The organism is Lactobacillus xujianguonis (assembly GCF_004009905.1).
In the GTDB taxonomy this organism is placed as follows: Bacteria; Bacillota; Bacilli; order Lactobacillales; family Lactobacillaceae; genus Lactobacillus; species Lactobacillus xujianguonis.
In genome coordinates, this window is record NZ_ML136879.1 from 1 (window position 1) to 15,049 (window position 15,049).

Annotated in this window: 12 protein-coding genes and 2 pseudogenes; all 14 read left to right on the forward strand. The window is 38.8% G+C overall.

Annotation, left to right across the window (positions count from 1 at the left end):
* A pseudogene (locus EJK17_RS11785) lies at positions 1-146 on the forward strand (IS110 family transposase); the annotation flags it as partial.
* Between the two features lie 173 nt (positions 147-319).
* Positions 320-1,108, forward strand: a complete 789-nt coding sequence (locus tag EJK17_RS04805) for an AAA family ATPase (protein WP_342769165.1) — start codon at positions 320-322, stop codon at positions 1,106-1,108.
* A 157-nt stretch (positions 1,109-1,265) separates the two neighbouring features.
* Positions 1,266-2,555: a transposase gene (locus EJK17_RS04810; RefSeq protein ID WP_127796249.1), complete on the forward strand. Its 1,290-nt coding sequence runs from the start codon at positions 1,266-1,268 to the stop codon at positions 2,553-2,555.
* A gap of 141 nt (positions 2,556-2,696) precedes the next feature.
* Positions 2,697-3,155: a DUF234 domain-containing protein gene (locus tag EJK17_RS04815; RefSeq protein ID WP_236629317.1), complete on the forward strand. Its 459-nt coding sequence runs from the start codon at positions 2,697-2,699 to the stop codon at positions 3,153-3,155.
* 160 nt (positions 3,156-3,315) lie between these two features.
* Positions 3,316-3,968, forward strand: a pseudogene (locus EJK17_RS04820) (transposase family protein).
* Between the two features lie 54 nt (positions 3,969-4,022).
* Positions 4,023-7,385: an MBG domain-containing protein gene (locus EJK17_RS04825; RefSeq protein WP_103661319.1), complete on the forward strand. Its 3,363-nt coding sequence runs from the start codon at positions 4,023-4,025 to the stop codon at positions 7,383-7,385.
* Positions 7,357-9,831 (forward strand): mucin-binding protein, encoded by a 2,475-nt coding sequence (locus tag EJK17_RS04830; RefSeq protein WP_161494899.1) that lies wholly within the window; start codon positions 7,357-7,359, stop codon positions 9,829-9,831. The genes EJK17_RS04825 and EJK17_RS04830 overlap by 29 nt, the downstream gene beginning before the upstream one ends.
* A 135-nt stretch (positions 9,832-9,966) precedes the next feature.
* Positions 9,967-10,284 carry a bacteriocin immunity protein gene (locus tag EJK17_RS04835; RefSeq protein ID WP_103661321.1) on the forward strand — a complete coding sequence of 106 codons (318 nt, stop codon included), beginning with the start codon at positions 9,967-9,969 and terminating at the stop codon, positions 10,282-10,284.
* A 162-nt stretch (positions 10,285-10,446) separates the two neighbouring features.
* Complete coding sequence (locus EJK17_RS04840) at positions 10,447-11,721, forward strand: ATP-binding protein (protein WP_103661322.1); 1,275 nt, start codon at positions 10,447-10,449, stop codon at positions 11,719-11,721.
* Positions 11,722-11,858: 137 nt separating this feature from the next.
* On the forward strand, positions 11,859-12,755 hold the full coding sequence (locus EJK17_RS04845; RefSeq protein ID WP_103661323.1) for an ABC transporter ATP-binding protein: 897 nt from the start codon (positions 11,859-11,861) through the stop codon (positions 12,753-12,755).
* Positions 12,748-13,971 carry an ABC transporter permease gene (locus EJK17_RS04850; protein ID WP_103661324.1) on the forward strand — a complete coding sequence of 408 codons (1,224 nt, stop codon included), beginning with the start codon at positions 12,748-12,750 and terminating at the stop codon, positions 13,969-13,971. The genes EJK17_RS04845 and EJK17_RS04850 overlap by 8 nt, the downstream gene beginning before the upstream one ends.
* A 12-nt stretch (positions 13,972-13,983) precedes the next feature.
* Positions 13,984-14,217: a hypothetical protein gene (locus EJK17_RS04855; protein ID WP_103661325.1), complete on the forward strand. Its 234-nt coding sequence runs from the start codon at positions 13,984-13,986 to the stop codon at positions 14,215-14,217.
* Positions 14,218-14,219: 2 nt separating this feature from the next.
* Complete coding sequence (locus tag EJK17_RS04860; RefSeq protein WP_103661326.1) at positions 14,220-14,429, forward strand: helix-turn-helix transcriptional regulator; 210 nt, start codon at positions 14,220-14,222, stop codon at positions 14,427-14,429.
* Complete coding sequence (locus EJK17_RS04865; protein WP_161494900.1) at positions 14,416-14,943, forward strand: DUF3278 domain-containing protein; 528 nt, start codon at positions 14,416-14,418, stop codon at positions 14,941-14,943. The genes EJK17_RS04860 and EJK17_RS04865 overlap by 14 nt, the downstream gene beginning before the upstream one ends.
* The last annotated feature ends 106 nt before the right edge of the window (positions 14,944-15,049 follow it).

Below are 15,049 nucleotides of genomic sequence, written 5' to 3' on the forward strand. Positions count from 1 at the left end.
ATGATTACAAAAAACAGCTTTCGAAAGCCAGAGGCTACAAGAAAGCTGCTATTGCATCTATGCATAAACTGATTCGGACAATCTATGCTCTAATTATTAATGATCAACCATATGATTACCGTAAATCTCTTCATAATCAAAGTTAATGATTAATCATTTATAAGTATATCAGTCTGCACAAAATGATTAAAGTGGAGACTTATTTTGTCATGCCCTGTATTGGGTTCTCAGACTGACTTTAATCTTATTCGCCTCATCAAAAGACTAAAAATTCTTCTTTAAATCTTTGATAATACTTGATTTTAGGTAGAAAAAAGCAATCTACTTTAGAGCCTTCGAAGAAAATAAAGCAGATAACTTGCAAAGATTTTCAACTGCTATTCATCATTTCATGGATCCCAAGACCATTGATAATTCATCATTTTCATCTTTTGAAATTACTTTTCAGCAGATAGCAGAATTAGCTAAAAAAGAGCGAGTGGTACTAGTCATTGACGAGTATCCATATCTAGCTCAAGTCTATCCGCCAATTAGTTCAATGCTACAGTCGTACATTGATCGTGAATATGCAAAGACAAATATGTTTTTGATTCTTTGTGGTTCATCAATTTCGTTTATGGAGTACCAGGTTTTAGGTTATAAGAGTCCATTATATGGCAGACGGACGGTACAATATAAACTTAAGCCTTTTACTTTAAGAGGGGCGGAAGAGCTGCTGCCGAATTATAGTAAAAAAGACGTCTTTGTGATTAATTCCATTGTTGGTGGTGTCCCTAAGTATTTGAACTTGATTTCGGATCGTATTCCCGTCATGGAAAATATCAAAGCTACTTTTTTGAATCCTGATTCATTGCTTTTTGAAGAACCAAGTAATTTGTTAAAGCAAGAATTACGTGAACCAGCGACTTATAATTCAATTATTAATGCGATTGCGTCCGGTGCTTCTCAGATGACGCGAATTGCTTCAAGGGCTGGGCTTGAAGCAGGTGGCATTACCCCATACCTCAAGAGCTTGATTGAATTAGGGATCATCTCCAAGAAGGTGCCAGTAACGGAAATGGATAAACCGAAAAAGAAAAAGACTATCTATGTGATTGAATGTCATTAAGTTAAGATATTGACAATTGAAGATACTTTTTTAGGAATCGAATCATTTGGATTCGATTCCTTTTTTTTGCATAAAATAAAGGCGAAAAGCTCTCTCTTTTCGCCCACGTATAAAAATTTAAACCTTCAAAATTATTACCTGAAAGCTGGTGTTAATTATGAAAGCCCTTCATAAGAATATCTTAGAGCGTCTTGATCAAATTATCAATGATACTGGCAAACATATTCATGATTTTATTGATGATCCTCATGCTTTTACTAGAAAACGTACTTTGGATACAGCTACAGTCCTTAAAACTACAATTAATATGCAGGGACAAGATTTAACCAGTGAATTGTTTAGAACTTTTGGCAAAAGTGCAACTCACATGAAGTCCAAAGTAGTTAGTACTTCTACTTATGTTCAACGAAAAGGCCAACTTTCGCCTGCTTGTTTTAAACATATTCTGACTATTTTTAATCAAAATCTATTTAGTACTCAACTTTTTGATCACCAATATCGTTTATTTGCCATTGATGGCTCCGATTTTAATCAAATTTGGAACCCAAAATCAAAGAATATCGTCCAATCTTCACCTCATAAAAAGACGCCTTATTGCCAAATTCATGTCAATGCCTTGTATGACCTGCTTAATAATACTTATCAAGATTGTATTTTTCAACCTAAAGCGGAAATGGATGAACGTAAAGCCGCAATTCAACTGCTTAAAACTTTGAATTGCGGTCCCTTCAGTATCTTATTCGAACCAAGACAGGCTATGGGGGATTTAAAGACATTGCCGGATCAAGAATGTGATCGTGATATTTCCTGTCGCGTAACTACTTCTCACCAATATTACGTCACGCATAAAGTTAGTGAGAATATTCATTATGTCCAGCACCATTACCACCAGTATCTTAAGTATCGCTCTAAAAATACCATAGATCGCAGTTGGGATTTTGAAAAATTTTGTACAGTAAAGTTCCGTGCTTGTAAATTAAGAATTAATGATCCTGACTCTAATAAAGAAGAATGGGAAGTTGTTCTAACTAATCTTGATCGTGAAAATTATCCACTAAAAAGAATCAAAGAGCTTTATTATCTTCATTGGGGCATTGAGACCTCTTTCAAGAAGATAAAGTATTCTTTAGGCAGTGTACAGTTCCATTCCAAACAAGATAAATTCATCGAAATGGAAATCTATGCTCATATGATCATGTTTAATGCCATCAGTCAAATCGATGCGCAAGTTTATATTCCGCAAAGGCATTGCAAGTATCAATACGCTGTTAACTTCAAACAATCATGCTCGATTATTCAGAGTATGTATTTAACTTCTTCATCACGCGACTATGAAAGGATTCTGATTCAAATCAGTTATTATACGGTTCCAATCAGACCAGGACGAAAAGATGAGAGAAACATAAAATCAAAATCAGCTGTATATTATTTATATCGCGTAGCTTAAAAATTGGACTAAGTTATTCTTTATTTGACGTACGAAAAAAAGCACCAATCTAAACAATTAAATGTTAAATCAGTGCTTTAAAAGTCTAATCTCAATTGTCAATATCTTAACTTAATGACATTGTATGTGATTAGTGATGGGATGTTTCGCTTTTGGTACACTTTCGTCAGCAAGAACATTAGCTTGATTGAAGCTGGTTATGCAGCCATTGTAGTTGATCAAGTTAAGCAGGGACTATCACACTTCTTAGGGCCATCTTTTGAGCAGCTTAGTCAAGAATATCTTTGGAACCACATGATGGATAAAGACATCGTGCCGGAATACTTTAGAAGATTAGGCTATTGGTGGGGCAATGATAAAAAGAAGAGAGAGTCAGTTGAAATGGATATTGTTGGAATTTCAGTTGATAATTTTGCCTTTTCAGGTTTATGTAAGTGGAAGAATGAACCAATTAGTAAATCGGTATTAGAAACTTTGGTGTATCGCAGTTCTTTATTTGCTTATCCTAAGAAGTACTATTATTTTTTCTCAAAAGTTGGCTTTACCGATGAATGTAAAAAATTAGCCCACCAACTCAAGATAACTATAAGAATGATTTGATGAAAGCGACGGATTTATTGCTGTAACTTGGGTTTCTTTTGGTGTAAAATAATATGTATAAGTGGTACGCGTGGTGCTAATTAAATCGTTTTAGTTAAATAAAAAGTCCAATCGGACTAGACTCAAGTTGTAAGTACTAATAAAAAGGAGTCTGATCCAATTGAACTGCCCTAAGCTTAAGCGTTTTTTCACCATTTACAAGTTAGCTTTGCTCGTTTAAATGTAATCTGTCGTTCTTGGTACAAACTGTATGCACCAGATTCCCTGAAGCATCGCAGAAATACTGATCAGGCCAAGATGTCTGATAGTTCAATATTGACCATGCTTATCTGGTAAGCAGAATTAGGAATCGAATCCCAAAGAAGATTCTGCAGGTTCTTTGTAGGATTATCCCATTCCCGCTTTAATCTATTTGATTCGCCATATTTTGAATCAGGAAGTGGATCTTTCAGGCAAGATATTGATCATTGACAGCTTTCCGGTTCCGGTCTGCCAACCTGTCCACAATTATCGCGTTAAAATCTTTCGCAATATAGCGGATATTGGCTATAAAGAACGAAAAAAGTCTACTATTATGGCCTTAAAGTTAAATCAAATGGGCTATAAGCTTTGGACTCCGTATCGCAAAAACATGCAAGGTGCTAAAAGACATAATGATCATCGACTAATGGCTATCAGAAGAACTATCGAGAGTAACTTTTCCTTACTAAGCTACTACAATGATGAAAACAAAGCTTAACAGGTTTTCAAGAACGGCTTGAGGTTGCAGTTTTGGCTTACAATATGGCATATTGCCTAGAACGATTTAACTAGCACCACGCGTATAAGTGGTATACAATTTGAAATTTTTTAAGTGGAGTGGCAAAGATGATTTTTAATAGAAGAGACTTAGACACTAAGCAACGCTTCGGGATTAGAAAATTAAGCGTTGGTGTTTGTTCTGTCTTATTATCTACTTTATTTTTGACATTTAATACTAACCAACTTGTTCATGCAGATAGTACTGATAAGAATAATACTGGTGCCCAAACTACCGAAGTTACTCGAGATCCACAATCTGCCCGAAATAGTAAATCAACTTCACATATTGAACAAAATCAATTTCAGTCACGATCAGAAGCAGCTGATACTCAAGTTTCTGAAACTAAAGATCTTGCACAAACTAAGACTAACAAGACAGACCTAGAAATTGCAGTTAAATCTTCTGATAAAACTGAAGAAAAGCAATCTGAACTAGAATTAACTCAGGTAAAAAAGCCAACTGAAGAACAGAAGAGTACAGTATCCCCAGCTAATTTAGACAAAGAAAACCAAACGGAAATAGAAACAACCACCTTAAAGCTCGACAAAGCTAATGCAGGCAAGCTTGACGCTAAAGTGTTTGCTGAATCAAAGGTGACAACGCAAGAAGATACTACGCCGATCTTACTCAGTACACCAGATTCCCCAACACAGATGGTAGTTGCAGGAAGTACTGATAATACTGTCCTAGCAGATTCTGTAAGTGCTAATGATACACCAGCAGAAGTGACAGTTAATTACACTAAGGGGCAACAGGTTACCTTTGAATTTGTCGATGATGATGAAAGCGGTAAGGTTGTTGAGTCACAATCACAGGTCTTCATTGAGGGGGTTGATACAACCATTACTCCAGCTTTAAGCTTGCCAAAAAATTATCAATTAGCTAAAGATCAAAGTATTCCGACAGGTTACTCTTTGCCAGAAGACTTTACTGATGCTGATTTAGTACAACAGATTCACTTGGTTCACGCTCATGGTGTAACTAGTCAATACACTAGTCGTCAAATCACTGTTCACTACGTTTATGGTGCTGGTGAACACGCAGGTGAACAAGCTGCTCAAGATGCCGTTCTTGATATTTACTATAAGAGAACAGGTGATACTGATTTAGTAACTAATACAATGGCTGCTGATGCGCCATGGCTATTTGATTCAAGCTACAATGAAGATGGCTATCAGAATGGTTATAAAGTTGTTTCTGGTGATTGGAGTCAATTGCCAACCAATTGGGCTAACGTTGTTGCAAGTGTGCCGACTATTGATGGTTACAAAGCATTTACTTCTGGCGATTGGACTAAAGTTGGTAGTAATGTAAGTACAGTGGCTGCTAATGAATTTGTCAATCCAGCTTACAATACAGCTGGTGAAGGCGGCGAAACTATTTCAGGTAAGAACTCAATTGCTTATACTGATGCTGCTATAGTTTATGAAGCTACCGCAAACCACACAATCTACTACGTTCCAGCTAAACAAACTGAAACTAGAACTGTTAAAAAGTACTTTAAGCTTTATGATCCAACTACTAATACCTATAAAGCAGCCGATGTAATTACTCTTTCAGATGGTACTAAGCAAGACTACGGTCAAATTGATATCTACTACGATAGGCAAGCAACTAGATTTGCTACCAATGGTAGTACTGATCCTTCTAAGTGGACCACTTCTTATGGTGATTGGAATGTGGATACAACCCGGGGTAATTTAGGTGTAAAGGTTGTTTCTGGCAGCTGGTCTGATAATTTAACTGCTGGAAGTCAAGGCTCAATTAATATGCCGTCATTACCTGGCTATACAGTTGTTTCTCAATCTAGTGATTTGGGTTTTCTTACTTACAATGTAGGTCAAATTAATGGTGGCTCAGAAAGTTTTACCGGAACGACCGGTCCATGGTATTACAGAAATAGTACAACCACTTTCTATGTTCCAAATTCTTTATTACAGAAGACGATTACTAGAACTATCAACATTGAAGGTCAGAATCAGCCCATTACACAGCAGGTCACTTTCTATAGAACGGCCTTTATTAATGCTGATGATACAGAAATAGTATTAGCTGCAGTTGTCGATAATAATGTTTATAAACGTGAATTTGGCGATAATGTTTGGAATCACGAGTCAACGGATAAAGATGGTATTCCAACTGGCACTTGGAACAGAGTAGATGTTACTAAGCCAGGTTATACAGCAATTGTTGATGACCAGGCTGTAACTGAAGTTGCGGCAGATTCAACTGTAAATCCTAATATGTCAAATGCTACAGTTAATGTAACTTATATCAAGAATGCTGGTACGATTACAATCAATCATGCCAAAGTTGATAAGACTTACTCTGGTGATCCTACTGAAACTACGATTCCAAATGACATCACGCATGCAATTGATAAGACTGATTCTCGTATAACTTGGCCAACGGGTGCTGAGGATGTAACTCTTGATAATAGTGACTTCTCATTTGCTAATGAAGATGGTACGGCTCTTACTAACATTCCGGTCAATGTTGGAACTTATCACATCATTTTGAATCAAAATGGTATTAATAAGTTTAAAAATCTTGATCCTGACTTTACGTGGTACTATGATCCTAAGACTTCATATGTTGTTTACAAGATTAATAAGGCTGTGCCAAATGTTACCTTCCAAGGCGCAGGTACCAAGACTTATGATGGTACAGCAATTAATAACTACACTACGCCAATTGGCCTTGCAATTACTGATGCACCAAATGCTGGTGAGAATTCAATTACTTTGACTGCCGGTACTGACTATGTTTGGTACGCAACTGATGCTCAAGGTCATAAAGTTGGTGAAGCAATTAAAACTGCTCCAGTTAATGTTGGCAACTACGCAATTGAATTAACTGATACTGGAAAGAATGCCATCAAGAATGCGACTGCCAACGCTAATAACCTTGATTGGGCTAAAGCTAAGATTTCAGGTACTGGTACTTACAAGATCACTGAAGCTACAGCTAAGGCTACTTTATCTGGTGAAAATAGTCGAGATTACAATGGCTTAGCTGTTTCAACTGATGACTTATATGCTGGAACTAACGGTAATATCACAGTTACAATTGCTATTCCAAATAGTAACGAGACTATTAGCTACACTTTGAAAAATGACGATTACACTTGGGATACGCCAGATCATGTAGCTCCAACTGATCAAGGCACTTACACATTTACGCTTAACAAGGATGAGGTTTTAGCAGGTTTACAAGCTGCAATTGCCGCAGATCCTGCATGGAAGGGTAATGTTGGTATTAGTGCTGATGATTTAACTGGTAGTGCTACATTTACCATTAATCCAGCAACTGGTACTGCAACTTTGAGTGGTTCAGCTTACAAGACTTACGATGGTAAGGATGTGTCACTTGATGATTTGAACAGTCCAGATGGTGATATTGAAGTTAAGTTTACGCACTACCGCTGACACTTACAAGTTGCAAGCAGGTGATTACACTATTGAGAATAACTCAGCTAACGTAGGTGACTACATAGTTAAATTAACTAATACTGGTTTTGCTCACTTGAACGCAGGAATCGCTAAGTACGCAGGTGCAGGTAATGTCACTCTTGGTGAAGATAACTTGAAGGGTCAAGCAAGCTTTACAATTAAGCAAAAAGACTTAACTGTAACTTTGGACAAGAAGCCAAATACCATTCCTGGTAAGACTTATGATGGTGATCCAGCAACAATTGATGACAACGATGCTCAACTTACCGCAGATGGTTTAGTTATTGGCGAAAGTTTGAATACTGCAAACTTAACACCTAGTGACTACGAATGGGTTGATGAAAATGGCAAGAAGTTAGATAAAATTCCAACTGATGCTGGTACTTACTACATTGCTTTGACTCAAGCTGGTAAAGATCAATTGCAAAAAGATAATCCAAACTACAATGTCAGCGAAAGCGGCAAGTTTGCATATGTCATTAGTCCTAAAAAAGTTGACGTTACTGTTCAAGGTGGTCAAGAAAGTACTGACACAGCCATTAATAATGGCAAGTTCAGTTTAAATGTTCCTGCAGGTGTAACAATTCCTAATGGCATGACTTATGACTTTGCTAACGGTACGCCAACTGAATCTGGCGTTTACCAAGTTGCTTTGAGTCCAACTAGTCAAACTGCTCTTAAGAATGCAAATCCAAACTACACGTTGAACATCAAACCTGGTGGCAAGTTTACTTTGGATGCAACGGTAACATTTACTTTCCAGGATACTGATGAAAATAACAAGCAAGTTGGAGATGTAGTTACTAAGACTGGCGTTGCTGGTTCAATAGCTAAGAATCTTGGTTTAAGCGTTCCAGCTGGTTATGAATTAGCTACGGGTGAGAGTTTGCCAAGTGATTACACATTTGGTAAAACTTTGCAACAAACAGTCTTCATTAAGTTAACTCACATCAAGAAGACGATTGAACACACTGATCCAGTTCCAGAAGATGGTAAGACACCAACAGGTAAGCCAATTGATGGTGCCCACGAGGATGATTTGAACCAAACCATTACTCGTACCATTAATGTGAAGAATCCAGATGGCACAACTGATACAACTACTCAAACAGCTCACATTTACCGTGACGCAAGTTACGATGATGTCACTGGAGACGTAACTTATGGTACTTGGTCTGAAGATTCAACTAATTGGAAGAAATTTACTACTCCAACTATTGATGGTTATACTCCATCTAAAGAAACTGTTCCTGCAATTACTGTTAAGGATGGTCAAAAGAATGTGACGATTATTATCACCTACAGTCCAGTTGAACAAACTGGTAAGATTTCTTACCAAGACAAAGATGGTAATGAAATTGGAACTTCACCATTAAAGGGTAAGACCGATGAACCGATTAAGGTTGATCCAACTAAGGATGTACCAGCAGGTTGGGAAATTGTTCCAGATCAAGACATTCCTAAGACTGTAACAGCTACTCCAGATGGAATTCCAACTGTTATTGTGAAGATCCAACATAAGAAAGTCACAGTAACTCCAGAAACACCTGAAGGTAAGATTCCAACTGGCAAGGTTCCAGGCGATCCAGCTAAGACTTATCCAAAATTGCAAGACCTTACTAAGAAGCCAACTCGTACAATTACTATCATCAAACCTGATGGTACTAAGGGAGTTGTTTCTCAAGAGGTAACCTTCACTAGAACTGCAACCTTTGATGAAGTAACTGGTGATGTAACATACACTGACTGGAAGTTTAAGGATTCTAATGCAAGTGATACAACTAAGTCACAATGGGATGCTTACACTCCAGCAGCTATCTCAGGTTACACAGCTGATCCTGCTAGCGTTGCTGCAAAAGCAGTAAGTGTAGATACTGGCAATGTAGAAATTACCATTATCTACAAGCCAATTGGTGGCGGTGGTGATGATCAGCCAGAAGGTCCAGATACTCCACCTGCAACTAACCCAGGTCCTACTGAACCAGGCAATGGCGGTCAACCAACTACTGCTCCAACAACTCCACCTGTTCCGGGTAAACCTGGCGACACGACTGGCAAGCCTAGCCTGCCAAATGTCCCAGGCACTACTCCAGGCATCAAGCCTAAACCTGAATTGAAGCCAATTAAGCCGATCAAGACAGTTAAGAAGAGTAAAATCACTACGAAAGTTCAAGCTGAAGACACAGTTCGCAAGAATGCTCCAGCTAAGCCAAACAATGTCACGGACAATGCTCCGCTTCATATGGATCAAGCTGCCGCTCCGAAGGGCGCAAATGTTGCCAATGTTAAGAAGAATGCTTTACCACAAACTGGTGAAAAGCATGAAGAAAACAGCATGGGTTGGTTAGGAAGCTTACTCGCAAGTCTAGGCCTCTTCAGCCTAATCGGTGCTAAGAAACGTAAAAAGAGAGACGCCGAATAATCATCTTTCCTAACGAAAGCTCCAGGAAACTGGGGCTTTTGTTTTACCCAAAAAAGAAAAAATAGCCTCATCGCGGTGACGGCGGGCGAGGCATGGTAGAATAGTAGTAAGAGAATTTGAAAAGGATTGATGAGAATGGTCAAAAGAAAATATCCAGAAGGCAAGCCAATGCTTGGTGTTGGCGTCCTCAATGATTTAAGTCCGAAGAATAACGATTTTGTCATTAAAATCAGAAGCTTGATTAATGCTAATCCTGAAGTCGTGGCTAACCCTGATGTCATGAAGTTCTTGAAGCTGGCTTTGTTCAGAACTAGTTCCGGCGAACCAGTGACTGAAGTTGCCAAGGCATTGGATGATGAATTGTCAGGTTACTTGTTGAAGAACCACTTCAAGGCTTCAGTTGGCGTAAGAAAATTACAAGAAGAATTAAAATTCTACACTGAGGTTTTGTAGTCAGTGCGGTATTGGTAAATACGACTTCCAAAAGTTTTGCTTCTGGAAGTTTTTTAGTGGAAAAGCTTGCAAATTCAGAGTGGAAAAGTTTGCAAATTCAGAGTGGAAAAATGTTAAAATTGAAAGTGCAAATTATGAATTTAGCAGTTGAAAGGGAACGTTATGGACTACGAAAAAAGAATCATTGATCAGCCTCTAGCTGAAAACCTACAAGAATTGCCAGCAATTTTGATTGAAGGTGCTAAAGCAGTAGGTAAAACTGAAACGGCCTCACGATTGGCTAAGACCATGATGAGTTTAGATAATCCCCAGATCAAGATGCTTTTACGTAATAACCCTGAGGCAATTTTGAGTGCTAAGAAACCTGTTTTGATTGATGAATGGCAGCTTGAACCTAATTTATGGTCCTATGTTCGTCATCAAGTTGATGCTGGCTTATCTGCCGGTAGTGTCTTATTTACTGGGAGTAGTGTGCGTGTGAACTCTCGGATTCATAGCGGAGCTGGTCGGATTATTCGAATGAAGATGCGGCCATATTCTGTTCAAGAGCGAAAAATGTCAGATAGCTTTATCTCTGTAGATAAGTTACTAAATGATCCAAGTTATCAAGCTGGCGGAATTAGCACTAAGAAGTTGGATAATTATTTAGATGAAGTTTTCCGTTCAGGATTTCCTGGAATTAGGAATCGTTCTTCTAAAGCAAGAGAATTACTCATTCGAGACTATGTGAATAATATTATTCAACATGATTTTGAAGAAAATGGATTTACAGCCAGGGAACCAGAAACTTTACGCTCATGGATGCGCGCATATGCGGCAGCAATTGGGACAACTACTAGTTATAAAAAGATAATCGATACTGCTATGGCAAATAATGAAAAATCTCCGAGTCGTCCAACTGCTGATTTTTATCGGGATGCGTTAGAAATTTTATACGTAATTGATGATGTTCCATCTTTTATTGGCATGGGTAAACTCTTTCCCGCTTTAACTAAAGCACCCAAGCACTTCATGCTGGATCCGGCGATTGCTATGAGTCTGTTAGACGTAACTAAGGAACAATTAACTGATTTTGATGTTGATAAGCATGTTGGTAAGATTAACAGCGATTTGATTGGTCAATTGATGGAGAGCCTCGTTTACCAAAGTTTGATTGTTTATGCAGACGCCCTAGATGCGCATCTATATCATTTCAGAGACAGCAAGGGTCGGCATGAAATTGACTTTATTTTACAAAAAGGTCGTAAGTTAGTGCTTTTTGAAGTGAAGACTAATCCGAATGTGAAGGATAGTTATGTCAGACATCTGAATTGGTTCGAAGAGCTGGCTGGCGAAGAATATCAAATTAGTAAAGTGCTATTAAATACAGGTCAAGTGGCCTATCAAAGACAAGAAGATAAGGTGCAAGTTGTACCGATTGCGATGTTGGGGTTATAAAAATACCGCATCTGTTCCGAAAAAGAGCAAGTGCGGTTTTTTAATTTTTGTCATATATAATTGACATTATTACCTAAAATGTAGTATCTTTAACTCAAACAAATGTCACATATAATTGATAAAATGAGAGGATCTCTATGTTAGAAGTAAAACAGCTTAACAAAAGTTTCGGGACCCAACAAGTCCTGTTTGACGTTAATCTCACCGCCCATCCAGGTCGAATTCTGGGCCTTATCGGAAAAAACGGCTCAGGGAAGACCACGTTATTTCACAGCATTCTTAAGTTCGTCAGCTACACCGGTGAAATCACCATTGCTGGGCATCCCTTTAATGAGCAGGACTACAACCAGATCGGCTACTTACCTGAAGAACGCAGTCTGATGCCCAAGGAAACGATCCAGCAACAGGTGCAATTCTTAGCCAGCCTGAAGGGGATGTCACCTAAGGCAATTAACGCTGCCTTGCCTGATTGGATGGACCGCTTAGGAGTTAAAGGCGTGCTGAGTGACAAAATTAAAAGTCTCTCCAAAGGTAACCAACAAAAAGTACAAATGATTGCGACCTTGATTCACCAACCAAAGTTAATCATCTTAGATGAACCTTTCAGTGGGCTGGATCCGGTGAATGTGGAAATCATGAAGTCCGTGATTTTGCAGCAAAAGTGGCAAGGAGCCACCATTATTTTTTCCGATCATGACATGCGCAATGTGGAAGAATTATGTGACGATGTCGTGATGATTAATGACGGCCGCATCGTCCTCAATGGTCCTGTGAATGACATTCGGCAAGAGTTCGGCTTAACCCGGCTTTATGTCAGAGTCGACAAGTCAGCTGATGACTTAGCCCAACTGCCTGGGGTGACTGAAGTTAGCCAATTAAATGACGGCAAGTTCAAGCTGATACTATCTGATGCTAAATTTGGTCGCGCAATTTTTGAGCAATTAAGCCAAGGACAATATCTCCAGACTTTTGACCAGGAACCACCAACTCTCAATGAAATTTTTAAGATGAAAGCAGGTGCCAGCCATGAATAAGACCCTTTTAGTTGCTAAAGAAACCTACCGCCGAGAAGTAAAGAGCTGGTCCTACTTGGCGATGGTTATCGGACCGTTTATCTTTTTGGCAATTTCCTTTTTAGTCGGCTATTTCACCAGTAGCAGTAGTAGTGACACAGATTATGTTGGCGTCGTCACCCAAGTCAAGGAACTTAAGCCCGCCTTTAAAGACAGTGATGATTTTGAAAATTATGCTAGTCTCGCCAAAGCTAAGCAGGCGTTAAAGAATGACGACATTGACGGCTATGTGGAAATTAAAGAGGATGACGGCCAGCTGCAAGCTGATTATCATGCTTCTGAAAAGTTAGATGATGAAGTAAAAGCTAAACTGTTGCAAAAATTGCAAGGGATCCAGCAAGTAGTTAATCTCCAGCAAGCTAAGTTAACTGAGGCGCAACAAGCGGCTTTGCAGATTAAGCCGGTTTTCCATGAAAAAGTCATCAAAGAAAAGGCGAGCGGCGAAGTTAAGACTGATTCACCGCAATACTTGGCCTTTTTCGCTTTAATTATTATCTTGTACATGCTGATCATGACTTATACCCAAGTCACCGCACAGGATATTGCAACCGAAAAAGGAACGAAAATTATGGAAATGATTTTCTCCAGTATGCCGGGTAAAACTTACTTTGACGGCAAAATCATCGGTATCATTGGTGAAATCATTACCCAAGTAGTGATTTATGCCCTGGGTGGGGTAGCCTTTTACTTGGCGGCACCACAGTTGCCAGGAATCGGGGACGCTTTTAAAGAATTAAAGCCAGTTATTGACCAGGTTTTAGCAGGTTTCTTATCTTGGAGCTTAGTCTTTGCAGTCTTAGGTTTAATTCTTTACGTAGTTTGCGCGGCCTTTTGTGGAGCTCTTGCTTCTAAGCCGGAAGACGCCAACAAGGCTGTGCAGCCAGTATCTTATTTAGCGATTATTGGCTTCTTTGCGGCGATGTTTTTACAAAATTCACCAACTAGTCTGGCTTCACGGATTTTGTCATATGTCCCATTCTTTTCTTCATATGTCATGCCCCTCAGAGTGATCAACGGGAATGCCACTAATCTTGAAGCTGCAATCTCAGCTGTAATTTTACTGGCCTTCTTAGCAGCGCTAATGATCCTAATTAGAAGTATTTATCCAAACTTGATTTTACAGACAGATGATCGCGGCTTGGTAAATAACTTCAAGCGGGCATTGAAGAGTAAATAGGGGGATGAAAGAATGAAGAAAAAAGTTTTACGCTTTCTGGGCTGTTTTCTCATTAGTTTGATCGGGACTTGGCTTATTTTGACTTTGGGAATTTTGGCTAAAGTGGGCCCTGAGCGGCTAGTACGGTTGTTTACTAGTGAGAATTTACCGATTGTGATTGGCGTGTATTTGTTTGCTGGAGTGGTTTGCGGTTTGTGTTTAGGCGGCATGCTCTATTTCATTGTAAGAGAAATGAAGAGTAAATAACCATGAATCGAGTAAGAGAATACCGCAAAGCCCAGCACTTGTCACAGATGGCCCTGGCAGACAAGATTGGGGTAGCGCGGCAGACGATTAATTTGATTGAAAATGATAAGTATAACCCGTCGCTAGATTTATGTTTGAATTTAGCGCATGCCTTAGGGACAGATTTAAATAGTTTATTTTGGGATGGAGATGTTGATAATGAAGAAAAATAAAGAAAATTGGCTAGATCGGTACATGAAGTTTTGGTACGGAATTTCGGGTCCGCTTGATGAATACCGGCAAGCTAAGATCGATCATATTGGTAATCGCGCCTTTTTCATCGCTTTTCTCTCATTGACAACGCTATTCATTATTTCATCAATCTTGTTTGCAAATTTTGGAGCAGTTGTAGCTTATCGAGTTTTACTGGCAGAAAGTTTCCTGATCATCATTGTGATCGACTTCTATGTGATGCGGGAGACGAGGAAGTTCAAGTTAACTGAGAATGAAGTATCGGCTAAGGATTATCCGCAGGCTAGGAAAAATGCCATCAAACGAGGGCTGCTGTCTGGAGTTTTGTTTGGTGTGTTGATGTTTTTGTTTGAATTTTTGACTAACATTCACATGGATAGTTTTGAATTATGGCTAAATCTGTTGATTGCCGGTGTTGGTGGCGCGCTCTTCTTTGGTGCTTTTGCGGCAGCAATGTATGTTTCGCGGATTAAAGTTGTAAAGGATGACGAGTAAATAAATAGCCTGAGCTTTAACTTGGGCTGTTTTATTGCAAAAAATTGATAAAATATTTATTTGCAAATATTAATTATTGAATTACAATAATTAATAAAGAAAGGTG